Origin of the sequence: Thalassobaculum litoreum DSM 18839 (assembly GCF_900102465.1) — a bacterium.
GTDB lineage: Bacteria > Pseudomonadota > Alphaproteobacteria > Thalassobaculales > Thalassobaculaceae > Thalassobaculum > Thalassobaculum litoreum.
The window spans coordinates 105,314-131,380 of the sequence record NZ_FNBW01000008.1; the positions used below are offsets into that span (position 1 = coordinate 105,314).

A 26,067-nucleotide genomic window follows, 5' to 3' on the forward strand; every position below is an offset into this window, starting at 1 on the left:
TGCGGGGTCAATCGGTTACGGGGTCAATCGGCCCGCAGGCCGCCGGCCTGCGTGTCGGCGAAGGCTCGCAGATCGGGCAGCAGGCGCGCGACTTCGGCCAGCGCCGTCTCCCGCGACGTGCCCGCGGCGAGCCGCTCCGACATCAGGGCGCGGATCGCCATGATGTCCCAGCGGCTGAGCCGTTCCTGGGTGTGCAGCGGGCTCATCACCGAGGCGATCGCCGCGGAGTGGGACAGGAATCCCAGGCCATGCATCATCTCGTGGTCGATGCAGCGCACGACACGCTCGGGGGTCTCCTCCGCAATGCGGATACGGACCCGGATGATCTGGTCGCCGCCGTAGACCACCCGCGCGAAGCAGGAGGTGAGGTTGTCCTGCACCGGATAGGTCGTCCCGACCGGGTCCTGGGTGATCCGGATATCCCCGTCTTCGCCGACCCGGTCCGCGTCCCGACCGGCGATGGCGGCGATCACCGCCATCCGAGCTGCGACGGCTTCCTGGAAGGGTTCGGACCCCGTTGCCGACCAGACCAGCGGGCCTTCCCATCGCCTGACCACCGCGCGCTTGTCGCCCGCACCGTCCGCCCCGCTGCCGAAGGTCAGCTCGTCGAAGAACCGCACGAAGCGGTCGTCGCGAACCTCGGCCGACTGGCAGGCGCCCAGCAGGACCGTGGCCAGGAGCAGGGCGGCGGATGCCCTCACGCGCGCCTCACCGCCGCCGTCAGCACGCCGGCGCCGATCAGGCATCCCGCCCCGATCCGGTTGATCGCGGTCAACGCCCGGGGCGAGCGCAGCCGGTCGCGCGCCGCGCCGGCGGCCAGGACATAGAGGCTGTTGGTGAGAACCGACACACCCAGAAAGGTCGGCGCCAGCACCAGGAGCTGCGGCAGCACCGGGGCATGCGGGGTCATGAACTGCGGCAGGAAGGCGATGAAGAAGGCGATCAGCTTCGGATTCAGGGCGGTGACGATGAAGCCGTGGAGCGCCCGGCGGCGGCTCTTGGTCCGGTTGGCGGCGACGGCTTCGGCCTCGGCCGCGTCGACCGCCTGCGGGTCGACCGGCGCCCGCCACATCCTGATGCCGAGCCAGATCAGATAGGCGGCGCCGGCGAACTTCATCACCGTGAACACCAGGGCGGAGCTGGCCAGGATCGCGCCGAGGCCGACCGCGGAAACGGCGAGGGCGGCGAGATCGCCGGCCAGAACGCCGCCCACGGCGCCGAAGGCGGCGCGCCGACCGTCGCCCAGGGCATAGCCGACGAGCAACATCGTCGTCGGCCCGGGCAGCAGAAGAATCGCCAGCGAGGCGGTGACGAAGGCAAGCCACAGGTCGATGGGCATGGACGTCTCCCCAGCGAAATTATTCCCTGAAAGCTAGCCCCGAGCCATGCGCAGGGGTCAAGCCCGTCATGCCGTGAAAAACCATACGAATCCCCTTGACCCGCCAGCAATTACTCTCCATCTTCCGCCTCAGAAACGGCCGGGAAACGGCGGGGCCTGCGCTCCACGGATCCGGGCCTTTTCTTTTGGGGCGATGGTGGAGACCGGAGACCCAAGTGTTCAGCGTCAAGGGGCGTAGCCCCTACGGAGGTGAACTCGACGCACTGCCTGCACGATAATCGCCATGCCCTCGGCTGAGGGTGGGGTCCAAACCGGCGAAAACTCGTGATGCCCGCCCCCTGTGGGGTGGGTTTTCTTGTCTGCCCATTCCGCTCGTCCCGTAGGGCTCTTCGTGGTCCATGGGGGTGGAGGGTCTAAGGGTAGCTGGGTCAATCTTCTGGTTAGGAGGAGTGAGACATGGAACTCACCGCCAAATTGGGGATGGACTCGGCCACTCAGCCGAGCGAATTCCAGGACGAATCCGCCCGTCGTCACAGCGACGACAATGTTATCCGGCTTCCCTCCACGGGTTTCAGTAGTTCGGACGAACGTTTTGACCACTTCGTCAAACGTGATGGTCTGACCTTCGCCGGCACCCATCTGATCATCGACCTCTGGGGCGCGTCCCGGCTCGACGACATCGAGCATATCGAGACCGCGCTGAAGAAGTGCGTGACCGAGGCCGGTGCGACCCTGCTGCACATCCACCTGCACCACTTCTCGCCGAATGGCGGCGTGTCGGGCGTGGCCGTGCTGGCCGAGTCCCACATCTCCGTCCACACCTGGCCGGAATGCGACTACGCGGCGTTCGACGTGTTCATGTGCGGCGACGCGCAGCCGCACAAGGCGATCGACGTGCTCAAGGCGGCGTTCGAGCCCGAGCGGGTCAATGTCGGCGATCACCGGCGGGGCATGGTGGTATGACGGAATGGTTCACGGAGACGCTGCACCCCTGGCTGGCGCAGCGCCTCCGCATGGATCGCGTGCTCTATCGCGAGAAGACCGAGCACCAGGACCTGATCATCTTCGAGAACGAGAAGTTCGGTCGGGTGCTCACTCTCGACGGTGTCGTGCAGACCACCGAGGGCGATGAGTTCGTCTATCACGAGATGCTGACCCATGTGCCGCTGACGGCCCATGGCAACGCCAAGCGCGTGCTGATCATCGGCGGCGGCGACGGCGGCATGGCCCGCGAGGTGCTCAAGCACCCCGAGGTCGAGCATCTGACCATGGTCGAGATCGACCGGGCCGTCGTGGACATGAGCGTCGAGCACCTGCCGTCGCTCAGCGCCGGCGCGTTCGACGACCCGCGCTTCGACCTGGTGATCACCGACGGGGCCGCCTATGTGGCCGAGACCGGGGACCGGTTCGACGTGATCATCGTCGACAGCACCGACCCGATCGGTCCGGGCGAGGTCCTGTTCACCGCCGAGTTCTACGCCAACTGCAAGCGCTGCCTGACCGAGGGCGGCATCGTGGTGACGCAGAACGGCGTGCCGGCCCTGCAGGGCTCCGAGGTGACCAATTCCTGGAACCGTCTCGGCAAGAGCTTTGCCGATGTCTGGTTCTTCGTCGCGCCGGTGCCGACCTACCAGGGCGGCTTCATGGCCTTCGGCTGGGCGACCGACGACAAGGCCAAGCGCAAGACCGAGCTGTCGGTCCTGGAAGAGCGCTTCGCCAAGGCGGACATCACGACCCGCTACTATACCCCGGCGGTGCACCAGGGCAGCTTCGCCCTGCCGCGGTTCATCCTGGACCTGCTGAAGTAAGCGGACTTTATACGCCGACCCGAATTTCAATGCCCGCTCCGGTCCGTCCGGAGCGGGCATTTTCGTTTGGTGCGTTCAATCCGTCAGATGGCTGGACGTCACCGTGACCGGCCGGTTGCTGGCGATCTTCGCCACCGTGGCGCCGGTATGGGCGAAGCGCTGGATGCGGCGGGCATAGACGATGCCGTCGCTCTCGGCGAACAGCTCGGTGCGGCCTTCGGCCGGGTCGTCGGCGGTCGGGTCGATCAGGTCGGCGATCGGCTGGCCTTCCGTGACTTCGGCGCCGAGCTGGACCCGGAAGCTGATGATGCCCGGGGTCGGCGCCTGGACCCGCTCCATGCCTTCCACCGGGACGGCGCGCACGGGGGTCTTGGTGTCGATCTCCAGGTCCTCCCCGCCGGCGATGATCCCGTAGCGCTGCAGGGTGCGGTACAGCCGATCGGCATCCTCCTCGGCGAGCGCATCGCCCACATCGCCCGCGCCGCGCAGCTCCACCGTCGAGCACAGGCAGCCGGCGCACATCCCCGCGGCCCCCAACTCCTCGTCGAGCTGGCGCCACGGCGTGGTCAGCGCCTCGTCATAGGACATCGCCCCGGTCGGATTGGTGAGAAGGGTGACCTCGCTGCCCAGCAGGCGCGACAGGTCGCTCGCCTGGGGCCAGTGCATGGTGTCGAGGTAGAGATGGACGAGCCCTTCCTCCTCGCAGTGCAGGTCGAGCGCCAGGTCGGCGTCGCAGCCGAGCCGCATCAGGGTGATCCGCAGATAGTCGATCTCGGTCTCCGCCATGCTGGCCTGTTCGGCCAGGATGTCGGCGATCACCTCGCGGACCAGCACCACGTTCGACGCCGGATCCTCGGTCAACCGGCCGCGCACCGCATTGGCGACCTCGGCGGCGATGTCGGGGAAGCCGCGGTTGAAGTTCGAGCCGTCGACCTCGGCGAAGCGCCCGGACATGGTCCCGCGCATCACCTGCGACTGGCCGATCGGATTGGCGATGGGCACCAGCATGATGTGGCCGAGCAGCTCGTGCTCGGCCGCGTCGAGGCGCCGGATCAGGTGGTGCAGGGCGAGGGACCCCGCCAGTTCGCCGGCATGGGTCGCGGCCTGGATGTAGACCTTCGGCGTGGCGTCCGGATCGCCGTAGCTGTGGACGGTGAGATAGCGCTCGGTGCCCAGGCTCATGGGAGGAAGCGGAAAACGCGAAACGATGCGGGTCATTACGTCCTACGGATCGGCTCGTTCAAAGGTGTCGCATTGGCCCGTCCGACCGTCGGGCTGTCAAGCCCGAGGACGCTCGCAAGGTCCCTCCGGCGTGCTAGGGTGGGGCTCCGATTCTGCAGAGATCGATCGAGACCCGTGCCCGCAGCATCTCCCGTTGCCTCCATCCTCATCGTCGCCTACCAGTCCGGTCCGGATCTCGGACGGTGCCTGGAGGCGCTGGACCGCCAGACCCGGCGCGACTTCGAGGTGATCCTGGTCGACAACGCGTCGACGGACGGCGCGGTGGAGGCGATCCCCCACTACGACTGGCTGACCCTCGTCCGCGCGCCCGAGAATGTCGGCTTCGCCGCCGGCAACAACCTGGCGGCCCGGTCGGCACGGGGCCGCTATCTGGTCGCCCTCAACCCCGACGCCTTCGCCGAGCCGGGGTGGCTCGATGCGCTGATCGCCGCCGCCGAGCGCCATCCCGATGCCGCCAGCGTCGCCTCGGTCCAGCTCAGCCACGAGGATCCGGACCGGCTCGACGGGATGGGCGATCCCTATGCCCCCTGGGGAGCGGCCTGGCGTGGCGGCAAGGGCGGGCTGGCGGTTCCGGTCGCCGAGAGCGAAGTCTTCGGCCCCTGCGCGGCCGCCGCCCTGTACCGGCGCGACGCGTTCGAGGCGGTCGGCGGCTTCTGCGAGCGGTTCTTCTGCTACTACGAGGACGTGGATCTGGCCCTGCGGCTCAGACGGGCCGGGTGGCGGTCGGTGATCACGCCCTGGGCCATCGTGCGCCATGTAGGGTCGGGCTCGACCTCGTCGGATTTCGTGCTGCGCCACGCCACCCGGAACCGGGTCTGGACCTATCTGCGGGGGATGCCGGCGCTGGCGGGGCTGGTCTTCGCACCGGTCATGGCCGGTCTGGCGCTGGCCGGGGTGCTGGCGGGCGTTCTGCGCGGCGGTGCCGGCGCCCGGGCCAGGGCGCTGCTGGAGGCGGTCCGGGCCTTTCCCGAGACGATGCGGGAGCGCTCGGCGGTCTCGCAGACGGCGGAAGCGCGCGCGCTCGGCGCCATGACCTGGTCGCCGCTGCGCTTTCTGCGGCGCGGGGTCGATGCCCGGCCGATCGCGGACCTGCCGGACCGGCTTCCGCGGGACGACTGGGACAGTCCGGCGGTCGTCGCGGTGATCGTCAGCCATGAACCGGACACCCGGCTGGACGATGTTCTGGACGCCGCCCTGGCCCAATGCGCGCGGGTCGTGCTTGTGGACAACGCGAGTTCCGAGGAGGTGCGTCGGCATCTGCGCGCCCGGGCGAATGCCGCCTCGACGCTCACCCTGATCGAGAATGCCGAAAACCGGGGTCTGGCGGGGGCACAGAACCAGGGGCTGGAGATCGCCCGGTCGGCCGGGGCCGACTGGATCCTGCTGCTGGACGACGACAGCGTGCCGGCCCCGGACATGGTGGCCCGGCTGCTCGCCGGCTGGCGGTCGATGGCGGACCGGAAGCGGGTCGGCCTGTTGTCGCCGCGGCTCAGCGACGCCGAGGGCACGCTGAAGCCCTATCTGCTGTCCAGCGGCACCGGCTGGGACCTGCGGCGGGGCCGGATGGTGCCGGGGGCGGTGGTGCGCGACGGCGTCTTCGCCATCGCCTCGGGCAGCCTGATCCGCCGCGACGTGCTGGATGTGGTCGGGCCGATGGCCGGGCCGTTCTTCATCGACTACGTGGATATCGAGTTCAGCCTGCGCCTGCGCCGGGCCGGGTTCGAGATCGTCGGCATCGGCGACGCGGTGCTCACCCACCGGCTGGGGGAGTTCCACGAGACCGAGGTGCTGGGACGCAAGGTGGCGCTGAACACCCATTCCGCCTGGCGGCGCCGGCTGATCCACCGCAACCGGGTGCGGGTCTGGCGGCGGTTCGTCGCCGAGGCGCCCGCCTGGGTCGCCTGGGACGTGGCCGCGGCGCTGTACGATGTCTGGAAGGCCGTCGTCTACGAGACGGACAAGGCCGCGAAACTCCGGGCTATCTTCGGCGGGTTCATGGAGGGCTGGCGGGGATGAGCATCTCCGCGATCTAAAAGGGAGACAGGATGATGATTCGAGCGACACCCTTCCTGATGTTTCAAGGCCGATGCGAGGAAGCCCTGCGCTTCTATGTCCAGACCTTGCCGGAGACCGAGATCGCGTCGATCGAACGGTTCGGCGAGGGTGAGCCGGGCCCTGTGGGTACGGTGCGGTTCGCCCGCTTGCGGATCGGCGCTCAGGAGATCATCGCCAATGACAGCCCGCCGGTGCATGACTTCACCTTCACACCGTCCTTCTCCCTGTGGATCGAGTGCGATGAGGCGGCGGAGGTCGATCGGTTGGCGACGGCCCTCAGCGACGGCGGGCGACAGATGATGCCGGCCGATGACTACGGATTCTCCAGACGCTTCGCATTCGTGGAGGATCGGTTCGGCGTGTCGTTCCAGATCAACGCCGCCTGAGATCCGTTCAATCCCGCGGCTTGGGCCGGCTCCCGAGACCGCTGCTGAGCCGCTCTCCGATCCAGGCAAGGGTGATCGGCACCGCCCGGACGGCAAGCCGGGCGAAGATCGCGACGCTGATGATCCGCAGGATCAGATCCGGATACTGCGGCCGGAAATGCTTGCGGAAATACTTCGTGGCGCTGACCGACTTGTGCCATTCGATGGTGAAGGGCGAGACCCGGCTGGTGCCCTTCACATGGGTGACGGCGGCGTCGGGGACGTAGAGGATCTCGCGCCCGGACTTGGCCACCCGCATGCACAGGTCGACGTCCTCGACATGCAGGAAGTAGTCCTCGTCCATGCCGCCGAGCGCGTTATAGGTCTCCGTCGGGATCATCATGAACGCGCCGGAGATGCACTGGACGGCGGTGACCTTGTCGAGCGGTTCGGCTTCGTTGAGGTTCAACCGCTGGAAATGCGGGTGATTCGGCATCAGCCGGTCGAGCCGGAACAGCTCCACAAGGCAGGTCCAGGGCGTCATCAGGTTGCGCCGGCCGCCGCGCTGCTCGGTGCCGTCGGGATTCTCGACCCGCACGGTCGCCATGGCCGCCTGGGGCGCGTCGTCGAAGACGGCGAACACCCGGTTCACCACGCCCGGGCGCAGGACGCAGTCCGGGTTCAGCAGCAGTACATAGGCGGTCTTGGCGTAGCGCACCCCGAGATTGCAGCCGCGGGAAAATCCGACATTGCCCTGGCCCCGGATGACGATCAGCCGGTTGTCCTCGGCGGCGAGGGCATCGACCGCCGTCCTGGTGTCCGCGGAGTTGCCGTTGTCGACCAGAATGACCGATTGCACGCCGTCCTGCTGCAACGCGGCCTGGACGCTGTCCAGCAGAACCGCGCCGGTCCGATACGAGACGACGACCACCGTACAGGCGTGGGCGCGCACCGGCTCCCGAGGAGCCTCCATCGAAGGACAGGCGCTGACCGCCCTGGGGTGCAAGGGAACAACCCGCCGGTCAAAAGGTTCTGTCGTCAGGCTCATTAGGTCCCGATCGTTTATCCGACCAATAAATTCCGTCCGACCTCCTCTTATCAGGAGTTCGGTAGCATACAATCGTGTCAAAAGACTCCTATCGTGAACACTAGCATATTGCCGCGCTCCGGAGAAACGCGGCAGCCAGCGGAGTTGTAGACGTCACTTGCACCATGCTATCACCCGCCGCGGTTTCTCGCCCGCCCTCCAAACCAATTCAGGCCCGGGCCGGCTAGCGCATCCGGAGGATACGACGTGCAGGTAGAATCGCTGGCAATTTCGGACGTAAAGATCCTGACGCCGAAGCGGTTCGGCGACGCCCGCGGTTTCTTCTCCGAGACGTACAACAGGGCCACCCTGGCCGAGCACGGACTGGATCTGGAGTTCATCCAGGACAATCACTCCATGTCCCAGCCGGTGGGCGTGCTGCGCGGTCTGCACTTCCAGACGCCGCCCTTCGCCCAGGACAAGCTGGTGCGGGTGGTGAAGGGTCGGATCTTCGACGTGGCCGTCGATATCCGAAAGGGGTCGCCGACCTATGGCAAGTGGGTGGGGGCGGAGATCTCGGCGGAGGCCTGGAACCAGATTCTGGTGCCGGTCGGCTTCGCCCATGGATTCGTCACCCTGGAGCCGGATACCGAGGTGATCTACAAGGTTACGGCTCCCTATGCGCCGGACCATGACAAGGGGCTGGCCTGGGACGATCCGGATATCGGCATCGACTGGCCGCTGGGCGATGTGACGCCGACCCTGTCGGACAAGGACACCAAGCATCCCGGGCTGGCCGATCTGCCCGCCTATTTCGCGATCTGAAAATCGGCGTTGGAGACGGTCATGGCGACACCGAAAACGGTTCTGGTCACCGGCGGCGCCGGTTTCATCGGTTCGGCGGTGATCCGGCTGCTGATCGCCGAGACAGATGTCCGGGTGGTCAATGTCGACAAGCTGACCTACGCGGCCAGCGGCACCGCCCTGGCGGAGATCGAGGACAGCAACCGCTACGCCTTCGAACAGGTGGATATCACCGACTCGGCCGCGCTGAAGCGGGTATTCGAGACCCACGATCCCGACGCGGTGATGCATCTGGCGGCGGAATCCCATGTGGACCGCTCGATCGACGGGCCCGAGGCGTTCATCCAGACCAACATCATCGGCACGTTCCGTCTGCTGCAGGCCGCGCGCCAGCATTTCGGCGGCCTGGACGACGACCGCAAGGCGGCCTTCCGCTTCCACCACATCTCCACCGACGAGGTGTTCGGCTCGCTGGGTGACGAGGGCATGTTCACCGAGGAGACGGCCTACGACCCGCGCTCGCCATATTCGGCGTCGAAGGCGTCGTCGGATCATCTGGTGCGCGCCTGGGGCGAGACCTACGGGCTGCCGGTCGTCCTCTCGAACTGCTCGAACAACTACGGCCCGTTCCATTTCCCCGAGAAGCTGATCCCGCTGATGATCATCAAGGGCCTGCGCGGCGAAGAGCTGCCGGTCTACGGCGATGGTCAGAACGTGCGCGACTGGCTGTTCGTGGAAGATCACGCCCGCGCGCTGTGGACCGTGCTGTCCAAGGGGGCCGCCGGCGAGAGCTACAACATCGGCGGCCATAACGAGATGTCGAACCTGGCCGTGGTGCAGACGATCTGCGACCTGCTGGACCGGCATGCCCCGCCGCTTGCCGGCGGCAGGTCCCGGCGCGAGCTGATCACCTTCGTCACCGACCGGCCGGGCCACGACTTCCGCTACGCCATCGACGCCGCCAAGATCGAGCGCGACCTCGGCTGGACCCCGCGCGAGACCTTCGAGAGCGGCATCGAGAAGACGGTGACCTGGTATCTGGAGAACGCAGTCTGGTGGCAGCCGCTGCTGGACCGCAACGTGCTGGCCCGGGTCGGCACCGGAACCACCGGAAAGACGGGCTGAGCATGCGGGTTCTGGTTACCGGAGTGACCGGTCAGGTCGGCGGCGCGCTCGTCCGGCTGGCCGGCGGCAAGGCCGCCGAGGGGGTCGAGATCGTCGGCGTCGGCCGCGACCGTCTGGATCTGGCCCAGCCGGGGCGGATCGACGGCGCGCTTGATGCCGTGCGTCCGGATCTCGTGATCAATCCCGCCGCCTATACCGCCGTCGACAAGGCCGAGCAGGAGCCCGACCTGGCCTTCACCATCAACCGCGACGGCCCGGCCGCCCTGGCGGCGGCCTGTGCGGAGCGGCGCATCGGGTTGATCCACGTGTCCACCGACTACGTCTTCGACGGCGCAGGCACGCGGCCCTACCGCCCGGAGGATCCCGTGTCGCCGCTGGGCGTCTACGGCGTCTCCAAGGAGGCCGGCGAGACCGCGATCCGCCATGCGCTGGAGGATCACGTCATCCTGCGCACCGCCTGGGTCTATGCGGCCCGGGGCGGCAATTTCATGAACACCATGCTGCGGGTCGGCAAGGACCGCGACGAGTTGCGGGTGGTCGACGATCAGCACGGCACGCCGACGGGCGCGGTCGACATCGCCTCGGCCCTTCTGGCCCTGGTCCGCGCGCGCATGGACGGGGCGCCGGTCGCCGCCGGGACCTATCACTACACCGCCGACGGGGCGACCACCTGGCATGGTTTCGCCGAGGCGATCTTCGATCGGGCGGAGCCGCTCTGGGGACGCCGTCCGACGGTGCATGCCATCCCGACCTCGGAATACCCGACGCCGGCCCGGCGCCCGGCCTATTCGGTGCTCGACACCTCCGCGCTGATCGGCGCGCTGCCGACCCTGCCGCACCGATCCTGGCAGGCGGCCCTGGATGAAGTTTTCGCCGCCCGCATGGCGGCAGAGGAGACGGTTCGATGAAAGGGATCATTCTGGCGGGCGGGTCCGGCACCCGGCTCTACCCGTTGACCATGGTGGCCAGCAAGCAGCTGCTGCCGGTCTACGACAAGCCGATGATCTACTACCCGCTGACCACGCTGATGCTCGCCGGCATCCGCGAGATCCTGGTGATCACCACGCCGCAGGACCAGCCGGCCTTCCAGCACCTGATGGGCGACGGCACCAAGTGGGGCATCGAGATCACCTATGCCGTCCAGCCGGAGCCGAACGGCCTGGCCGAAGCGTTCATCATCGGTCGGGAGTTCGTCGGCAACGACCCGGTCGCCCTGGTTCTGGGCGACAACATCTTCTACGGCCACGGTCTGACCGAGATCCTGCAGCGCGCCCGCGCGGAGGCGTCGGAGCAGGGCGGAGCGACCGTCTTCGGCTATTACGTCAGCGATCCCGAGCGCTACGGCGTCGTCGATTTCGACGATGACGGCCGCGCCACCTCGATCGTCGAGAAGCCGGCCGATCCCGCCTCCAACTGGGCGGTCACGGGCCTGTATTTCTACGACAACAGCGTGCTGGACGTCGCCGCCTCCATCCAGCCGTCGCCGCGCGGCGAGCTCGAGATCACCGACGTCAACAAGGTGTATCTGGACAACGGAACCCTGCGGGTGGAGCGCATGGGCCGCGGCTATGCCTGGCTCGATACCGGCACCCATGCGAGCCTGCTGCAGGCCTCGGAGTTCGTGCGCACGGTGGAGGAACGCCAGGGCCTGAAGATCGCCTGTGTGGAGGAGATCGCCTACCACATGGACTATATCGACGCCGAACAGGTCCTGAAACTCGCCGCACCTCTGGCGAAGTCGGGGTATGGTGAATATCTGGAACGCATGGTTCGCGCGCGGCACTGACGCGGCGCGCGGGGATCCGGAGGCCGCCTTTTGATTTTTCGTGCCGCACTCGCCCTGATCTTCTGCGCCGCGCTTGCATCCTTCGCCTATGCCTTCTGGCTGGTGCTGTCGCCGGAAGGCCATAACTGGAGCGTCGACATCCCGGTCGAACGCCGTCTGCCGACGGACCAGGACCAGTCGGCCGCGCCGGCACCGGCGCCCGCCGCATCGGAACCCGCCGCGTCGCCGTCGAGCGAGTCTTCGTCGAGCGCTGCTTCACCACCGCGTCAGCCGGAATCGTCCGCCGCCGAGTCAACCGCCGCCGAGTCAACAGCCGCCCAGCCGTCCCCTGCCGTGCCGCCCGTCGAGGGCGAGCGGCCCATCACCCTGTCCCTGCCGATCGCCTGTCAGCCGGGGGTGGACTGCTGGGTGGTGAACTACGTGGACATCGACCCAGGCCCCGGGCGCGAGGATTATCGCTGCGGGGAAATGTCCTATGACGGCCACAAGGGGACCGATATCGGTCTCGCCAACGACAGCCGGATCGCCGAGGACATCCCCGTGCTCGCCGCCGCGGCCGGCAAGGTGATCGGCACCCGCGACGGCGAGGAGGACCTGGGCAGCGCGGGTATCGAGCAGGCCAAGGCGGCCGGCAAGGAATGCGGCAACGGCGTGCGCATCGACCATGGCAACGGCTGGGCGACCCAGTACTGCCACATGCGCAAGGGCAGCGTGATCGTGCGGCCGGGGCAGGAGGTCGCCGCCGGCGACGCGCTCGGCGCGGTCGGTCTTTCCGGCATGACCCAGTTTCCCCACATCCACCTGTCCGTGGTCCGTGGCGACGAGGTGGTCGATCCGTTCCGCGGCGTCGTCGAGGGGGGCGAGGCCTGCGGGCTCGGCCGGCAGCCGCTCTGGGATGACCAGGCCCTGGCCTCCCTGCATGCGCTGAGGGCGCCCACGCTCCTGGACACGGGGTTCTTCGACCGGGTGCCCGACAGCGACACGGCCGCGGCCGGCGACGCCGATCTGGACAGCCTCTCGCCCCGGGCCGGAGCCATCGTCGTGTGGTTCCGTGCGGTGGGCGTGGAGCCCGGGGATACCGCGGATATCTCGCTTTCGGCACCGGACGGCACGGTCGTCGCGAGCCAGACGGTCACCTTCGACAAGATCCAGGCGTCGATTTTTCGCGCCATCGGGCTACGTAATTCGGCAGAGCGTTTCCCCGACGGCCTGCCGCTTGGCGAATGGACCGGCGATGTCGTCCTCAGGCGTGACGGCCGGGTGACCGGCGAGCGCGCGGTCAAGGTAACGGTCGCGACCACCAACTGAAGCGTCACCGGCAGCCCGTTGCGCTGACCCTGACCGCTTGTTAATGCTATAAGAGAGTTTTCGTTAATGTACGGGAGGCGGCCATCCGCGCGCGGCATCGACTGCTTGAAGACTATGATCCCGACGGGTTCTTCTGCGAGTACCAGGGTGACGCCAAGCGTCAGCAGGACCTCACCGGCCTGCTGAAGAGGCTGAACGGTACGACGCCGAAGGAACTGACTCGTCTCTCCAAAGCGGTCGATCGCGAACTCTACAACCTCGGCATTACCTTCACGCTCTACCACGAAGGGTCGTCCGTCGATCGGGTCCTGCCCTTCGACCTCATTCCCCGGGTGCTGACGCCGGCCGACTGGGAGACGATCGAGAGCGGCTCGATCCAGCGGGTGCAGACCCTGAATCTGCTGCTGGCCGACATCTACGGCGATCAGAAGGCCATCAAGGACGGGATTCTGCCCGCCGATCTGGTCTTCAAGAACCCGAACTACCGGCCGGAGATGGTCGGCCTCAAGGTTCCGGAAAACTGCTACGTGAACGTCTGCGGCGTCGATGTGGTGCGCGGCGGCGACGGGCAGTTCGTGGTGCTGGAGGATAATGCCCGCAGCCCGTCCGGCGTGTCCTATGTGGTCGAGAATCGCCAGCTCATGCGGCGGACCATGCCGCATCTGTTCGAGGGCATGAACGTCCGGCCCGTGCTGGACTACGGTCTGCGCCTGCACCGCGCCCTGTGCGAGGCGGCCCCGGCGGGGGTCAGCGACCCGCAGGTGGTGCTGCTGTCCCCCGGACCGTTCAACTCCGCCTATTTCGAGCATGTCTTTCTGGCCCGCGAGATGGGCATCCCGCTGGTCACCGGCCAGGACATGGTGGTGGAGAACGACAAGCTCTACATGCGCACCACCGGCGGTCTGATGCCGGTGCACGTGATCTACCGCCGGATCAACGACGAGTTCCTCGATCCGGAGGTGTTCCGCGAGGACAGCATGCTCGGCGTGCCCGGGCTGATGCGGGCCTACGCCAAGGGCAACGTGACGATCGCCAACGCGGTCGGTACCGGCGTGGCCGACGACAAGGGCGTCTACGCCTATATCCCGCGGCTGATCAAATATTACCTGGACCAGGACGCCATCCTGCCGAACGTGCCGACCAACCTGTGCCGCGAGAAGGACGGGCTGCAGTACACGCTCGACAATCTCGACAAGCTGGTGACCAAGCCGGTGGGCGAGGCCGGCGGCTATGGGGTGGTCATCGGTCCGCGCGCCTCGCTGCGCGAGCTGGAGGCGACCCGCAAGGCGATCGAGAAGGATCCGGCGAACTACATCTCCCAGCCGATGGTCGAGCTGTCGGTGTCGCCGACCCTGATCGGCGGCCGGGTGGAGCCGCGCCATGTGGATCTGCGGCCGTTCTGCGTGACCGGCAAGTCGACCTGGGTGCTGCCGGGCGGCCTGACCCGCGTGGCGCTGAAGAAGGGCTCGCTGGTGGTGAACTCGTCCCAGGGCGGCGGGTCCAAAGACACCTGGGTTCTGGAGTAGGCCGATGCTGTCACGCTATGCAGAGAACGTGTACTGGCTCGGCCGCTATATCGAGCGCGCCGAGAACCTCGCCCGCCTGCTGGACACTCACGGCTCCTTCGCCCGCGATCCGCGCGCGACCGGCGACTGGGAAGCGGTGATCCGAATCAATGCCGACGAGGAGCTGTTCTTCAGCCGCAACAAGGAGGCGACGGCGGCGGCCGTCCTGTACTTCTATCTGATCGACCCGAAGAGCCCGACCTCGACCCTGAACTCGGTCGGCTATGCGCGAGAGAACGCCCGCACCGTCCGACATCTGATCTCCACCGAGCTGTGGGCGCACCTGAATACCTTCTACGGCGAGATGCATGAGCTGCGGCGCCGGGATATCGGCCTGGCGCGGCTGGCCAAGGTGGCGGCCTTCATCAAGACCAACTGCCAGACCCATACCGGTATCGCCGAAGGCACCCTGTACCGGGATCAGGCCTATCGCTTCTACCAGCTCGGCCGTCATGTGGAGCGCGCGGACCAGACCTCGCGCCTGCTCGACGTGAAGTACCGGCAGCTTCAGAGCGTGGAGGAGGATCCGGGCTCGCCGATCGACATCAGCCAGTGGAACGCCCTGCTGCGCTCCGCCGCCGGCTATCAGGCCTATCGCCGGACCCGCCCCGGCAGCATGAGCACCAGCGACGTGGCCCGCTTTCTGATGTCGGACAGCGAGTTCCCGCGCTCGATCTGCTTCTGCCTGTACCGCATCAAGTACGACCTCGCCTGTCTGGAGAGCGAGCATGGGCTCGAGCTCGGCGACGAGGTGCGGGAGACCCTCGGTCGGGTCATGGAGATCTCCGGTCAGACGCCGACCGACCGGATCGAGCCGGCCTGGCTGCACCAGTTCGCCGACGCCATCCAGGACGGACTGCTCGGGCTGAGCGGTGCCCTGGTATCCAGGTTCTTCGGGGTGGCCGAAGCGGCCGAATGACCGACAACGGTTTGTTCACGATTACCCGTTAACGTGACGGCCGTTCAATGTCGTGGCAGACCCCATGCAGGTCCTGAGCATCGTTCACCGCACGGAGTATGCGTACCGCGAGCCGGTGCGCTTCGGGGAGCATCGTCTGCTGTTCCGACCGCGCGACAGCCATGACATGCGTCTGGTCGACAGCCGGCTGAAGATCCTGCCGGCCTCCAGCGTGCGCTGGATGCACGACGTGTTCTCCAATTCCGTGGCGGTCGCCCGCTTCGACGATCCGGCCGAGCGGCTGCTGTTCGAGAGCGTGATCGTGGTCGAGCACTATGCCGCCCGCACGCCCGTCTTCGATATCGCCGAGCACGCGCAGTATCTGCCGTTCGCCTATGCGCTGGACGATCTGCAGGATCTCGGCCGGACCACCGTGCGCCACCATCCCGACGACGGGGCGATCGAGGCCTGGGCCCGGTCGTTCTTCACCGGCGACAGGACCGAGACGCTGGGGCTGCTGAGCCGGATGACGCAGAGCGTGCGCGCCGACTTCGCCTATCGCCCGCGCGAGGCGGAGGGGGTGCAGGCGCCGTCGGAGACCCTGGCGCGCAGGCGGGGAACCTGCCGCGACTTCGCCCTGCTGATGATGGAGGCGGTGCGGTCCCTCGGCCTCGCCGCCCGGTTCGTCACCGGCTACGTCTTCGATCCGGCGGTGGAAGCCGCCGGCGGCGTGGTGAACCCGATCCGCGGCAAACAGCCGATCCAGGGTGCGGGGGCGACCCATGCCTGGGTCCAGGTCTACCTGCCGGGCGCGGGTTGGGTGGAATACGACCCGACCAACGGCATCATCGGCGGCGAGAACCTGATCCGCGTCGGCGTCGCCCGCGATCCGAGTCAGGCCATCCCGCTTCAAGGCAGCTATTTCGGTCCGCCGGAAGCGTTCGTGAAAATGGATGTCTGCGTCGACGTGCTGCGCGGCAACGTGCTTGAACGCAGCGCGGCCTAATGCCGACCGCGATCAGAGCCAGGCGTCTGATCGTGGTCCGGGTCCGCTCTACTTCGTCTTCAGGACGAACTCCATGCCGCCGCGGTTGCCGACATAGATCCCCGGCCGGGTTCGTCTCAGGGAGAGGGTCAGGCCGGAGACCATCACATCGACCCGGTCGCCCTGCATCCGGATGACCCGGGCTTCCATCTTCTGGTCGGTATCCGTGCACTCGACCGTCACCGTGTCGTCCAGGCGCATGGCTGCGCTCCCTGCTGCGGAGGAGACGATCACGATAGCCGATTCGTATGACCGCCGTCCGTTTTTGGTAACACCGATTCTGATATAGTCGCGGCTCGTCGATCTTGTCTGGCGGTCGGAGCGCGGCATGGATGTTCAGGACCTGAAGGTTTTCGAGGCGGTGGCCCGTCACGGCGGCATGAAGCGGGCGGCCGAGGAACTGGCGACGGTGCAGTCCAATGTGACCGCCCGTATCCGCGCCCTGGAGGGCGACCTGGACGTGCGGCTGTTCGACCGGCACAGCCGGGGCGTGGCCCTGACCCCGGCGGGCGAGCGGCTGCTGCCCTACGCCCACCGCGCCGCCGTGCTGATGACCGATGCACGGCGGGCGGCGAAGGACGATGGGCATCCCTTCGGCTCCCTGGTGGTCGGCTCGTTGGAGACCACCGCCGCCCTGCATCTGTCGCGGCCGCTCGCCGCCTATGTGGCGGCGCATCGCGAGGTCGATCTCGTCCTGCGCACCGGCACCACGGCCGAACTGATCGAGCGGGTGCTGACCGGCGAACTGGAGGGCAGCTTCGTGTGCGGGCCCGTCGCCCATCCGGAGCTGGAGGTGCAGACGGTCTATCACGAGGAGTTGGTGCTGGTGGCCCCGCCCGGCCTCGGCGCCATCGAAGCCCTGTCGGCCCGGCGCGAGGTGCGGATCGTGGTGCTGCGGGCCGGCTGCTCCTACCGCCAGCGGCTGGAGGAGATCCTGGCAAGACGCGGCATCGTCGGCCTGCGGACGCTGGAGTTCGGCACCATCGAGGCCATCGTCGGCAGTGTCGCCGCCGGGCTCGGGGTGACCCTGATGCCGCGCGGCATCGTCGCCGCCGCGGAGGCGGAGGGACGGGTCGAGCTGCATCGCCTGCCACCGGAGGACGGGCTGGTCGAGACCCTGTTCATCCGCCGCCGGGACGGCCATGCCTCCAGCGCCCTGACCGCCCTGATCGCCACCGCGGCCGGACCTGCGCAGTCGGTTGCGGCCGAGTAGGTATCGCCAGAACAGATCGCCGCTATCGGATCAATTCGCTTCTCGTGACATCGGCGGACGCCTAGCGTGCGGGCATGAGCGAGACGATCACCCTGACCGAGACGCGCGAACGGATGCCCTGGCGGGCCGTGGCGGCCGGATGCGCCGCCATGCTGGTGGGCATCGGCCTGGCGCGCTTCGCCTATACGCCGCTGATCCCGGCGGTGGTGGACGCCGGATGGTTCGCCCCGGCGGCGGCCCTGTATCTCGGCGCGGCGAACCTGCTGGGCTATCTGGCGGGGGCGATGGCGGGCAACCGGCTGTCGGGCCGGTTCGGCGCGGTGCCGGTGCTGCGCTGGTCGATGGCCGCATCGGCCGTCTCCCTGCTGGTCTGTGCCGAGCCGCTTGGCTTCCTGTGGGTCTTCGTGTGGCGTCTGGTGGCCGGGATCGCAGGCGGTGCCCTCATGGTTGTGGCCGCCCCGACGGCGCTGGCCCGGGTCCCCCAGGGACGGCGCGGGCTCGCCGGCGGGCTGATCTTCACCGGCGTCGGCCTCGGCATCGCGGTCTCCGGGACCCTGGTACCGATGCTGCTGCAGGTCGGATTGGCGCAGACCTGGCTGGCGCTGGGCGGGCTCTGCTCGGTGCTGACCGTCCTGGTCTGGCGCTGGTGGCCGCAGAGCGGCGCCCCGCGCCGGGTCGGCGGCGCGCGGGTCGCCTCGGGCGGCGCGATGATCGCGCTGCTGGCGGTCTACGGCCTGATCGCCGCCGGGCTGGTGCCGCATATGGTGCTGCTGGTGGATTTCGTGGTGCGCGGGCTGGAGCGCTCCTTCGCTTTGGGAGCGGCGGTCTGGATCGCCCTGGGCATCGGCGCCGTCTGCGGGCCGACCCTGGCCGGGCGCCTGGCCGACCGGATCGGATTCGCCGCCGGGCTGCGCCTCTATCTCGTGGTCGTGGGGCTGGCGGTCGTGGCTCTGGCGGTCGGCGCCGGCGAGATCGGCCTGTTCGTCTCCGCCGTGGTCGGTGGTGCGTCGATCCCGGGCGTGGTGCCGCTGGTGCTCGGCCGGGTGCATGACCTGGTTGAGGACCCCTCCGCCCGGCTCGGCACTTGGGGGCGGGCGACCATGGCCTTCGCGGTCGGGCAGGCGGCCGGGGCCTACGGCTTCTCCGCCCTGTACGACCGGGTCGGCTCCTATCCGCTGATCTTCGCGCTGGCGGCCGGACTGATGGCGCTGGCCCTGGCGATCGACCTTGTGTGGGTGCGGCGCCCGACGCCATAGTGCGGCCCGACGCAAACATCCACGCGGACCGAGCCCGTGCGCATTCTCTCGATCCTCGCCGGTGCCGCCAATGGCGGGGCCGAGACCTTCTTCGTCACCCTGGCCAAGGCTCTGGCCGAGGCGGGAGAGGAGTCGCGCGCGGTGATCCGTCCGAATCCGCCGCGCCGGGCCGACTTGGAGGAGGGCGGCGTGCCGGTGTTCGAGGCGCCCTTCGGTTCCTGGCTCGACTTCCGAACGAAACCCGCCCTGCGCCGCGTGGTGGCCGAGTTCCGGCCCGAGGTGGTGCTGTCCTACATGAGCCGGGCCAGTTCGTTCATGCCCGACGGCGACCACGCCAAGGTCGCCCGCCTGGGCGGTTTCTATGACCTGAAGTATTTCCGCAACTGCGACCATCTGGCCTGCATCACCGAGGGCATCCGCCGCCATGTGATCCACCACGGCTGGCCGGCGGATCGCTGCAGCGTGATCGCCAATTTCGCCGAGCGCGACGACAGCCCGGCCGCCGACCGCGCCGCCCTGGGCGTGCCGGAGGGGGCGACCGTGGTCTTCACACCGTCGCGCCTGCACAAGGTGAAGGGCTTCGACGTACTCATGCAGGCGGCGGTCGATCTTCCCAATGTCCATCTCTGGATCGCCGGGAGCGGGCCGGAGGAGGCGGCGCTGAAGGCGCTGGCCGGCGAGCTCGGCATCGCCGACCGGGTCAATTTCCTTGGCTGGCGGCGCGACACCGGCGCGTTCTTCCGGAGCTGCGACATCGTCGCCTTCCCCTCGCGCCACGAGCCGTTCGGTACGGTGACCCTGGAGGCCTGGGCCTATGGCAAACCGCTGGTGACCACCGACGCGGACGGGCCGGCGGAGTTCGTGCGCGACGGCGAGGACGGGCTGGTTGTCCCCAAAGGCGAGGCCGCTCCCCTGCGCGACGCCCTGCGCCGGGTGATGGAGGAACCGGGGCTTGCCGACCGGCTTGTCGCCTCCGGCACGGCGCGGCACGCGGCGGACTTCACACAGGCCGCCTGCGTCGCCAATTACAGGGCGCTGTTCCAGCGACTTCGCGGCGTGGGTGCCTGAGGCGCGGGGGCTTCGTCATCGCCTTGTCCCGGCGAATCTGCTAGGAGAGGCGCCGTAACCTGTCCTTGCGCCCGGCCGATGTCCGATACCCAGCCAGCCAGTTCCTCCCTGCCCGCGCTCAGCGTCATCGTTCCCGTCTGTGACGAGGCGGGCGCTATCGCCGCGTTGCTGCAGGAGATCCTCGACAAGGTCGGTGCCGCCTATCGGGTGGAAGTGGTCGTCGTCGATGACGGCAGCCGCGATGGCACCGACGGCATCGTCGCCGATCTGGCCGCCAGGGATCTCCGCATCACCCTGATCCGCCACAAGGCGCGCTCCGGCAAGAGTGCCGCCCTGCGTACCGGCGCGATGGCCGCGACCTCGCTGTGGATGGCGACGATCGACGGCGACGGCGAGAACGACCCCGCCGACGTGGTCGCCATGGCAGCGCAGATCGACGCCACGAGCGTCGGCAGGGTCGGGCTCGTCGCCGGCATCCGGCGGCGGCGCACGGCCGGCATCCGGCGATTGATCGCCTCGCGCATCGGCAATGGGGTGCGTCGCTTCCTGCTGCGCGACGACTGCCCCGACACGGCCTGCGGGCTGAAGGTGCTGCCGCGCCCGCTGTTCCTGGCCTTCCCCTATTTCGACAGCCTGCACCGCTACATGCCGGCGCTGACCAGGCGCTACGGCTTTGAGACCGTGCATGTCTCCGTCGATGACCGGCCGCGCATGGCGGGGCGGTCGAAATACACCAATATCGGCCGCGCCCTGGTCGGGATCGTCGACCTGCTGGGCGTGGTCTGGCTCCTGCGCCGCACGACGGTCGGCGCCAACCCCGTTGCGAAAGCGGATCGCGCGCCATGATGCCCGATGTGCCCCAGGCACCGAATGCCCTGTCGCCTCGCCAATGGCTGCTGGTCCTGGTGATCGCGGTGGCGGCGCTGATGCCGGGGATCTTTCAGATCCCGGCGATGGACCGCGACGAGGCCCGCTACGCCCAGGCCTCGCGCCAGATGCTGGAAAGCGGCGACCTGGTCGATATCCGCTTCCAGGACGTGCCGCGCCATGTGAAGCCGGTTGGCACCTACTGGCTGCAGGCGGCCAGTGCACAGATCCTCGGCGGCGGACCGCAGGCGGGGATCTGGACCTACCGCATGCCGTCCCTGCTGGCCGCCATCGGCATCGTCGCCATGACGGCCTGGCTGGCTGCCCGGCTCGGCGGGGCGACGGCGGGTGTCGCGGCCGGCATCGTCATGGCGCTGGCGCTGATCACCGGCGTGGAGGCGCGCACGGCGAAGACCGATGCGCTGCTGGTTGCGGCCATCCTGGCGGCGCAGATCGCCCTGCACCGCATCGCCACCCACCCGGACCGACCCGACGGCTTCTTCGGCGGCGGGCTGCGGTCGCCGGCGGCGTTCTGGCTGTTCCACGGTATCGGGCTGCTGATCAAGGGACCGATCATCACCCTGGTCGTCGGCACGACCATCGCCGCCTGGTGCCTGTGGAACCGCGATCGGGAGCTGCTGCGGCGGCTGTACTGGCTGCCGGGTGTGGCGCTGACCCTCGCCGTGGTCGCGCCCTGGGTGGTCGCGATCACCCTGAAGGTCGGCCCCGGCTTCCTGCAGGAAGCCATCGGTCATGCCCTGCTCGGCAAGGTCGCCCGGGGCGACGATTCCCACGGCGCGCCGCCGGGCTATCACAGCCTGTTCTTCCTGCTGGTGTTCTGGCCCGGGACCGCGCTGGCCGCGGGCGGCGCGATGCTGGCCTGGACCCGCCGGATCTCGCCGGATATCCGGTTCCTGATCTGCTGGATCGTGCCGACCTTCGTGGTGTTCGAGGCGGTGGCGACCAAGCTGCCGCACTACACCTTCCCCGCCTATCCGGCGATGGCCGTGCTGGCCGGACTGTTCCTGGCCGGCGGGACCGGTCTGATCGCCGGGGGCAAGGGCCGGATCGCCCAGCGGGTGCTGGGGGCGATCGCCGTGCTGGTGAGCCTCGCGGTCGCCGCGGTTCCGGTCGCCGCCAAGATCCATCTGACGGGTACCGTCACGCCGGCGACCATCGCCGCCACCGGCGTGGGCCTCGTGGTCGTGGTCCTGATGATCCGGTTCCTGGCGGAGCTGTCGCTCGCGCGGCTGGTCCAGCTCGCCGTCGGCGTCTGCGTCTTCTATGGCCTGACCTTCGCGGTGGTGGCGCCGTCGCTCGACCGCCTGTGGATCGCCCGGTCGCTGCAGCCGGTGATCGCGCGGGCGGGGAGCTGCGAGACCGGGCCGCTGGTGACCGCCGGCTTTTCCGAGCCGAGCATGGTGTTCGTCCACGGCACCGATATCCGCCTCAGTGATGCGACCGGCGCACTGGACATCCTGGCCGCCAACCCGATCTGCGCCGTCGCCGTGGTCGAGCGCCGGCAGCGGGACGATTTCCTGGCCGGCGTGGATGCCCTCGGCCTCAAGGTCGAGGCGATGGGGGAGGTGAGCGGGCTGAACTATTCCCGCGGCAGGGAGATCGACATCACGGTCTACCGGGTCGTCACCCAGTAGGCGGACCGTTGAGGTAATGACAGTGCGGCCGGTCGTTCCGTAAGGTCGGCGCTGTCCAGTCCCGTCCCCGATCCGGAGAGCTTCCGTGTACGACCTTCTCGACCGCCTCAGCATCGTCGAGGCATCCGCCTTCGTCGCCGCCCCGCTCGCCGCCATGACCCTGGCGCAGCTCGGAGCCGAGGTGATCCGGGTCGACATGATCGGCGGCGGGCTCGACTACAACCGCTGGCCGCTGTCGAAGGAGACCGGGCGCAGCCTGTACTGGGCCGGTCTGAACAAGGGCAAGAAGTCTGTGGCGGTGAACCTGCGCGACCCGCGCGGCCGCGAGCTGGTGCAGACCCTGGCGACCCGCCCGGGCGACGACGCCGGCATCCTGCTGACCAACTTCGCCGGCCTGCCCTGGCTGTCCCAGGAGGTGCTGGAGGAGAAGCGGGCCGATGCCATCTCCGTCGCGGTGAAGGGCAGCCCGGACGGCTCCCCCGCCGTCGACTACACGATCAACTGCGCCGTCGGTTATCCGCATCTCACGGGGCCGGATACAACGCCGGTGAACAACGTGCTGCCGGCCTGGGATGTGGGCTGCGGCCTGCACGCGGCGCTGGCCATCGTCGCCTCGGTCGACCGGCGCAAGCGGACCGGCAGGGGCGGCCGGGCCGAGGTGGCGCTCAGCGACGTCGCCATGGCCATGGTCGGCAACATGGGCCAGATCGGCGAAGTGCAGCGCAACGGCGTCGACCGCGGCCCGATCGGCAACGACCTCTACGGTGCCTTCGGCCGCGATTTCGGCACGTCGGACGGCCGCCGGGTGATGATCTCCGCCATCACCGTCAAGCAGTGGAAGGGCTTGTGCCGGGTCGCCGGGATCGAGCAGACGGTCGCCGGGCTGGAGAGCGCCCTGGGCGCCGACTTCACCGACGAGGGCCAGCGCTTTGAATGGCGCAAGGTGCTGTTCGCGCTGATCGAGAAGTGGTCGGGCGCCCACACCCTGGACGCGGTCGGCGCCGCGCTGACCGAGGCCGGCGTGACCTGGGGGCCGTATCAGACGGTCGGACAGATGCTGGCCGACGACTGGCGCGCCTCGGAGAAGAACCCGCTGTTCCAGACGGTCACCCATCCGGAGGTGGGCGACGTGCTCACCCCCGGCTCGCCGATCGATTTCCGCAGCCTGGAGCGCCTCCCGGTCACCCCGGCGCCGGCGCTGGGCCAGCACACCGACCAGGTTCTGGCCGAGGCGCTCGGCCTCGACAGCGGCGCCATCGGCAAGCTGCACGACGACGGGATCGTGGCGGGGCCGGTGCAGGGGGCCTAACGGACGATCCTGACCGTCATCCCGAAACAAGTTCGGGATGACGGATGGTGCTGGCGGGGCTGGAGGATCAGAGCGCCAGCAGATCCGCGAACTCGTTCAGCGCCCGCCGGGTGCGGCCCTGCTTGCCCACGCGCGGCCGGGCGGCGAGGAGGGCTCTCAGGATCGCCTCCTCGCTCGCCTCGATGGTGGCGCGGAAGACCCGATCGATCGCATCCTCGTGCAGGACGCTGCGGGTCATGACCTTGGTGTTTTTCGGCGCGTGCGGAATCGGCTCGGCGGTGGAGACGGCGAGCGCGATATCGCCGCTGCCGGAGCCGAGATGGGAGCCGGTGCGCACGATGCCCGCTCCCGCCCGGGTGGCGACGCGGCGGAGCTGACGGGCGTCGAGCGGCGCGTCGGTGGCGATCAGGACGATGATCGAGCCCTTCTCCGCGTCCGCGGTTTCCGCCGCGATCCGTTCGGCGATGGCGGGCCCGACCGCCCGGCCGTCGATCCGCAGGTCCGCCAGCCGTCCCATGTTGCACAGGGTGAGCACGCCCAGCGTGTAGTCGCGCCTGCTGACCCGCACGACCCGCGACGCGCTGCCGATCCCGCCGGCCAGGCCGTAGCAGCTCATGCCCGTCCCCGCGCCCACGTTGCCCTGCTCGAACACCGTCGCCGCCGCGTCGAGGGCGGCGCGGACATGGCTCTCCTGCACGTGCAGGCCGCGGATGTCGTTCAGCCAGGCGCCGTCGTTGCATTCCATGACGACGGGGTTCACGGTGCCGGTCGTGTCGCCGATCTCGGGGGTGGTCTCCAGCATGTGTCGCACCAGCGCGGCCGCCGCGGTTCCGACCGACAGGGTGTTGGTCAGCACCACCGGCGTCTCCAGAGTGCCGAGCTCCTCCACCTGGACCAGGCCGATGCTCTTGCCGAAGCCGTTCAGCACATGGGCGGCGGCCGGCAGCTTGTCACGGAAGGGATTGCCGTCGTGGAACCGGACGGCGGTCACGCCCGTCTGGACCGCGCCGTCGGACAGCGTCACATGACCGACGGCGACGCCCGGCACGTCGGCGATGCTGTTGGCGGGACCGCTCGCCAGCTCGCCGATGCGGATGCCGAGGGAGCGGAGGGAGGTCGAATGCGGAGACATGCGGCGGCTTTCTTCGTGAGTAGGGCGGAACCGGCACGGCTCCGCCCCCATATATAACGGCCATAGGCATGATGTCCGCCCGCGCCGATGCGGAGGGCGGCCCGGATCAAGAAAGAAACCCATGAAACTCTTCGAGTGCCAGAACTGCGGCCATCTTCTGTATTTCGAGAACACCGCCTGCGTGCGGTGCGGCCACAGCCTGGGGTATCTGCCCGGACAGGCACAGCTCAGCGCCCTGCAGCCGGCGCCGGAGGCGGGGTTGTGGCAGGCGCTCGGCGACACCGACCACCTGTACCGGGCCTGCGCCAATGCCGAGCATGGCGCCTGCAACTGGATGGTACCGGCGGGGAACGGCGAGGCGTACTGCCGCGCCTGCCGGCTGAACCGGACCGTGCCGAACCTGGGCCATCCGGAGCGCCTGGAGCTCTGGCGGCCGCTGGAGGCGGCGAAGCGCCGGCTGATCTACAGCCTGCTGCGGCTCGGCCTGCCGGTGCAGAGCAAGGACGACGATCCGGACAAGGGTCTCGCCTTCGACTTCCTGGCGGCGGAGGATTCAGGCGAGCCGGTCACGACCGGCCACGCGAACGGGGTCGTCACCATCGATCTCGCCGAGGCCGATCCGGTCGCGCGCGAGCAGATGCGCACAGAGATGACCGAGACGTACCGCACGCTGCTGGGGCATTTCCGCCACGAGATCGGGCATTACTACTGGGCGGACCTGGTGGCCGGCACGCAATGGCAGGAGCCCTGCCGCGCCCTGTTCGGGGACGAGCGTGCCGATTACGGCGAGTCGCTTCAGCGGCACTACGAGAACGGCCCGCCGGCCGACTGGCCGAACCGGTTCATCAGCGCCTATGCCACGGCCCATCCCTGGGAGGATTTCGCCGAAAGCTGGGCGCATTACCTTCACATCGTCGACACGTTGGAGACGGCGAAGGCCTTCGGCATGACGATCCGCGCGCGCGCCGGCACCGACCCGATCCTGGCGATGGAGGTCGAGTTCGACCCGTATCGCACGGCGGATTTCGACGCTCTGGTGGGCGCGTGGGTGCCGCTGACGGCTGCGGTGAACAGCCTGAATGCCAGCATGGGCCAGCCGGACCTGTACCCGTTCGTGCTGGCAAACGATGTGATCGAGAAGCTGCGCTTCATCCACCGACTGGTCCGGGAGGACACCGCGGTCGGATAGGGCTCCAGTTG

General features: G+C 68.6%; 25 protein-coding genes. 19 read left to right on the forward strand and 6 right to left on the reverse strand.

Annotated elements, in window-relative coordinates; genetic code table 11:
- Nucleotides 1-23 precede the first annotated feature (23 nt).
- Nucleotides 24-701: a DUF2927 domain-containing protein gene (locus BLS34_RS14040; protein ID WP_093151187.1), complete on the reverse strand. Its 678-nt coding sequence runs from the start codon at nt 699-701 to the stop codon at nt 24-26.
- A complete protein-coding gene (locus tag BLS34_RS14045; protein WP_028793562.1) occupies nt 698-1,339 on the reverse strand; it encodes a LysE family translocator in 642 nt (213 codons plus the stop codon). Before BLS34_RS14045 ends, BLS34_RS14040 begins: the two co-directional genes overlap by 4 nt.
- Nucleotides 1,340-1,795: 456 nt before the next feature.
- Here BLS34_RS14045 and speD point away from each other — a divergent pair, with 456 nt between their 5' ends.
- Both speD and speE read left to right on the forward strand, forming a co-directional pair.
- On the forward strand, nt 1,796-2,302 hold the full coding sequence (gene speD / locus BLS34_RS14050) for an adenosylmethionine decarboxylase (RefSeq protein ID WP_093151188.1): 507 nt from the start codon (nt 1,796-1,798) through the stop codon (nt 2,300-2,302).
- A complete protein-coding gene (gene speE, locus BLS34_RS14055) occupies nt 2,299-3,147 on the forward strand; it encodes a polyamine aminopropyltransferase (protein ID WP_093151190.1) in 849 nt (282 codons plus the stop codon). The genes speD and speE overlap by 4 nt, the downstream gene beginning before the upstream one ends.
- Before the next feature lie 75 nt (nt 3,148-3,222).
- On the opposite strand, the gene BLS34_RS14060 is transcribed toward speE, so the two are convergent.
- Entirely contained in the window at nt 3,223-4,329 is a 1,107-nt protein-coding gene (locus tag BLS34_RS14060; RefSeq protein ID WP_175474230.1) for a succinylglutamate desuccinylase/aspartoacylase family protein, read from the reverse strand.
- A gap of 174 nt (nt 4,330-4,503) precedes the next feature.
- Between BLS34_RS14060 and BLS34_RS14065 the strand changes: the two genes are divergently transcribed.
- On the forward strand, nt 4,504-6,405 hold the full coding sequence (locus BLS34_RS14065; RefSeq protein WP_175474231.1) for a glycosyltransferase: 1,902 nt from the start codon (nt 4,504-4,506) through the stop codon (nt 6,403-6,405).
- Between the two features lie 32 nt (nt 6,406-6,437).
- Nucleotides 6,438-6,830, forward strand: coding sequence for a VOC family protein (locus BLS34_RS14070; RefSeq protein WP_211228875.1), 393 nt, complete (start codon nt 6,438-6,440; stop codon nt 6,828-6,830).
- 7 nt (nt 6,831-6,837) lie between these two features.
- On the opposite strand, the gene BLS34_RS14075 is transcribed toward BLS34_RS14070, so the two are convergent.
- Nucleotides 6,838-7,761 (reverse strand): glycosyltransferase family 2 protein, encoded by a 924-nt coding sequence (locus BLS34_RS14075; RefSeq protein WP_245565571.1) that lies wholly within the window; start codon nt 7,759-7,761, stop codon nt 6,838-6,840.
- Between the two features lie 342 nt (nt 7,762-8,103).
- On the opposite strand from BLS34_RS14075, the gene rfbC reads away from it, so the two are divergent.
- The 8 genes from rfbC to BLS34_RS14115 all read left to right on the forward strand — a co-directional run bounded on the left by rfbC (nt 8,104) and on the right by BLS34_RS14115 (nt 16,328).
- Nucleotides 8,104-8,661 carry a dTDP-4-dehydrorhamnose 3,5-epimerase gene (gene rfbC / locus BLS34_RS14080; protein WP_093151197.1) on the forward strand — a complete coding sequence of 186 codons (558 nt, stop codon included), beginning with the start codon at nt 8,104-8,106 and terminating at the stop codon, nt 8,659-8,661.
- 21 nt (nt 8,662-8,682) lie between these two features.
- On the forward strand, nt 8,683-9,765 hold the full coding sequence (gene rfbB, locus BLS34_RS14085) for a dTDP-glucose 4,6-dehydratase (protein ID WP_028793568.1): 1,083 nt from the start codon (nt 8,683-8,685) through the stop codon (nt 9,763-9,765).
- 2 nt (nt 9,766-9,767) lie between these two features.
- Nucleotides 9,768-10,673 (forward strand): dTDP-4-dehydrorhamnose reductase, encoded by a 906-nt coding sequence (gene rfbD, locus BLS34_RS14090; RefSeq protein WP_038013768.1) that lies wholly within the window; start codon nt 9,768-9,770, stop codon nt 10,671-10,673.
- Complete coding sequence (rfbA, locus tag BLS34_RS14095) at nt 10,670-11,551, forward strand: glucose-1-phosphate thymidylyltransferase RfbA (protein ID WP_028793569.1); 882 nt, start codon at nt 10,670-10,672, stop codon at nt 11,549-11,551. The genes rfbD and rfbA overlap by 4 nt, the downstream gene beginning before the upstream one ends.
- Nucleotides 11,552-11,581: 30 nt before the next feature.
- Complete coding sequence (locus BLS34_RS14100; RefSeq protein WP_093151200.1) at nt 11,582-12,859, forward strand: M23 family metallopeptidase; 1,278 nt, start codon at nt 11,582-11,584, stop codon at nt 12,857-12,859.
- A 332-nt stretch (nt 12,860-13,191) separates the two neighbouring features.
- Nucleotides 13,192-14,385 carry a circularly permuted type 2 ATP-grasp protein gene (locus BLS34_RS14105; protein WP_342740030.1) on the forward strand — a complete coding sequence of 398 codons (1,194 nt, stop codon included), beginning with the start codon at nt 13,192-13,194 and terminating at the stop codon, nt 14,383-14,385.
- 4 nt (nt 14,386-14,389) lie between these two features.
- Nucleotides 14,390-15,343: an alpha-E domain-containing protein gene (locus BLS34_RS14110; protein WP_028793571.1), complete on the forward strand. Its 954-nt coding sequence runs from the start codon at nt 14,390-14,392 to the stop codon at nt 15,341-15,343.
- A gap of 64 nt (nt 15,344-15,407) precedes the next feature.
- On the forward strand, nt 15,408-16,328 hold the full coding sequence (locus BLS34_RS14115) for a transglutaminase family protein (RefSeq protein WP_028793572.1): 921 nt from the start codon (nt 15,408-15,410) through the stop codon (nt 16,326-16,328).
- Between the two features lie 48 nt (nt 16,329-16,376).
- On the opposite strand, the gene BLS34_RS14120 is transcribed toward BLS34_RS14115, so the two are convergent.
- Complete coding sequence (locus tag BLS34_RS14120) at nt 16,377-16,568, reverse strand: hypothetical protein (protein ID WP_028793573.1); 192 nt, start codon at nt 16,566-16,568, stop codon at nt 16,377-16,379.
- Nucleotides 16,569-16,695: 127 nt separating this feature from the next.
- Between BLS34_RS14120 and BLS34_RS14125 the strand changes: the two genes are divergently transcribed.
- From BLS34_RS14125 to BLS34_RS14150, 6 genes are all read left to right on the forward strand, one after another.
- On the forward strand, nt 16,696-17,580 hold the full coding sequence (locus tag BLS34_RS14125; RefSeq protein WP_093151205.1) for a LysR family transcriptional regulator: 885 nt from the start codon (nt 16,696-16,698) through the stop codon (nt 17,578-17,580).
- 74 nt (nt 17,581-17,654) lie between these two features.
- The gene (locus tag BLS34_RS14130; RefSeq protein ID WP_093151207.1) at nt 17,655-18,836 is read left to right on the forward strand and encodes a YbfB/YjiJ family MFS transporter; all 1,182 of its coding nucleotides are present in this window, start codon (nt 17,655-17,657) and stop codon (nt 18,834-18,836) included.
- A gap of 36 nt (nt 18,837-18,872) precedes the next feature.
- Nucleotides 18,873-19,904 (forward strand): glycosyltransferase, encoded by a 1,032-nt coding sequence (locus BLS34_RS14135; protein WP_093151209.1) that lies wholly within the window; start codon nt 18,873-18,875, stop codon nt 19,902-19,904.
- A 78-nt stretch (nt 19,905-19,982) separates the two neighbouring features.
- On the forward strand, nt 19,983-20,750 hold the full coding sequence (locus BLS34_RS14140; protein WP_093151211.1) for a glycosyltransferase family 2 protein: 768 nt from the start codon (nt 19,983-19,985) through the stop codon (nt 20,748-20,750).
- On the forward strand, nt 20,750-22,426 hold the full coding sequence (locus BLS34_RS14145; RefSeq protein ID WP_169400829.1) for an ArnT family glycosyltransferase: 1,677 nt from the start codon (nt 20,750-20,752) through the stop codon (nt 22,424-22,426). The genes BLS34_RS14140 and BLS34_RS14145 overlap by 1 nt, the downstream gene beginning before the upstream one ends.
- Before the next feature lie 85 nt (nt 22,427-22,511).
- Nucleotides 22,512-23,735, forward strand: coding sequence for a CoA transferase (locus BLS34_RS14150; RefSeq protein WP_093151214.1), 1,224 nt, complete (start codon nt 22,512-22,514; stop codon nt 23,733-23,735).
- A gap of 67 nt (nt 23,736-23,802) precedes the next feature.
- On the opposite strand, the gene BLS34_RS14155 is transcribed toward BLS34_RS14150, so the two are convergent.
- Nucleotides 23,803-24,867, reverse strand: a complete 1,065-nt coding sequence (locus BLS34_RS14155) for a DmpA family aminopeptidase (RefSeq protein ID WP_093151216.1) — start codon at nt 24,865-24,867, stop codon at nt 23,803-23,805.
- A gap of 121 nt (nt 24,868-24,988) precedes the next feature.
- On the opposite strand from BLS34_RS14155, the gene BLS34_RS14160 reads away from it, so the two are divergent.
- Nucleotides 24,989-26,056 (forward strand): zinc-binding metallopeptidase family protein, encoded by a 1,068-nt coding sequence (locus BLS34_RS14160; protein ID WP_093151219.1) that lies wholly within the window; start codon nt 24,989-24,991, stop codon nt 26,054-26,056.
- Nucleotides 26,057-26,067 lie beyond the last annotated feature (11 nt).

Bases quoted from the DNA above. Each gene is read 5' to 3' on its own strand.
- BLS34_RS14120 (WP_028793573.1), bottom strand. From the start codon at position 16,568: ATGCGCCTGGACGACACGGTGACGGTCGAGTGCACGGATACCGACCAG.
- rfbD (WP_038013768.1), top strand. From the start codon at position 9,768: ATGCGGGTTCTGGTTACCGGAGTGACCGGTCAGGTCGGCGGCGCGCTC.
- BLS34_RS14045 (WP_028793562.1), bottom strand. From the start codon at position 1,339: ATGCCCATCGACCTGTGGCTTGCCTTCGTCACCGCCTCGCTGGCGATT.
- BLS34_RS14110 (WP_028793571.1), top strand. From the start codon at position 14,390: ATGCTGTCACGCTATGCAGAGAACGTGTACTGGCTCGGCCGCTATATC.
- BLS34_RS14125 (WP_093151205.1), top strand. From the start codon at position 16,696: ATGGATGTTCAGGACCTGAAGGTTTTCGAGGCGGTGGCCCGTCACGGC.
- BLS34_RS14060 (WP_175474230.1), bottom strand. From the start codon at position 4,329: ATGAGCCTGGGCACCGAGCGCTATCTCACCGTCCACAGCTACGGCGAT.
- BLS34_RS14130 (WP_093151207.1), top strand. From the start codon at position 17,655: ATGAGCGAGACGATCACCCTGACCGAGACGCGCGAACGGATGCCCTGG.
- BLS34_RS14155 (WP_093151216.1), bottom strand. From the start codon at position 24,867: ATGTCTCCGCATTCGACCTCCCTCCGCTCCCTCGGCATCCGCATCGGC.
- BLS34_RS14145 (WP_169400829.1), top strand. From the start codon at position 20,750: ATGCCCGATGTGCCCCAGGCACCGAATGCCCTGTCGCCTCGCCAATGG.
- BLS34_RS14070 (WP_211228875.1), top strand. From the start codon at position 6,438: ATGATTCGAGCGACACCCTTCCTGATGTTTCAAGGCCGATGCGAGGAA.
- BLS34_RS14160 (WP_093151219.1), top strand. From the start codon at position 24,989: ATGAAACTCTTCGAGTGCCAGAACTGCGGCCATCTTCTGTATTTCGAG.
- rfbB (WP_028793568.1), top strand. From the start codon at position 8,683: ATGGCGACACCGAAAACGGTTCTGGTCACCGGCGGCGCCGGTTTCATC.
- speD (WP_093151188.1), top strand. From the start codon at position 1,796: ATGGAACTCACCGCCAAATTGGGGATGGACTCGGCCACTCAGCCGAGC.
- speE (WP_093151190.1), top strand. From the start codon at position 2,299: ATGACGGAATGGTTCACGGAGACGCTGCACCCCTGGCTGGCGCAGCGC.
- BLS34_RS14115 (WP_028793572.1), top strand. From the start codon at position 15,408: ATGCAGGTCCTGAGCATCGTTCACCGCACGGAGTATGCGTACCGCGAG.
- rfbA (WP_028793569.1), top strand. From the start codon at position 10,670: ATGAAAGGGATCATTCTGGCGGGCGGGTCCGGCACCCGGCTCTACCCG.
- BLS34_RS14140 (WP_093151211.1), top strand. From the start codon at position 19,983: ATGTCCGATACCCAGCCAGCCAGTTCCTCCCTGCCCGCGCTCAGCGTC.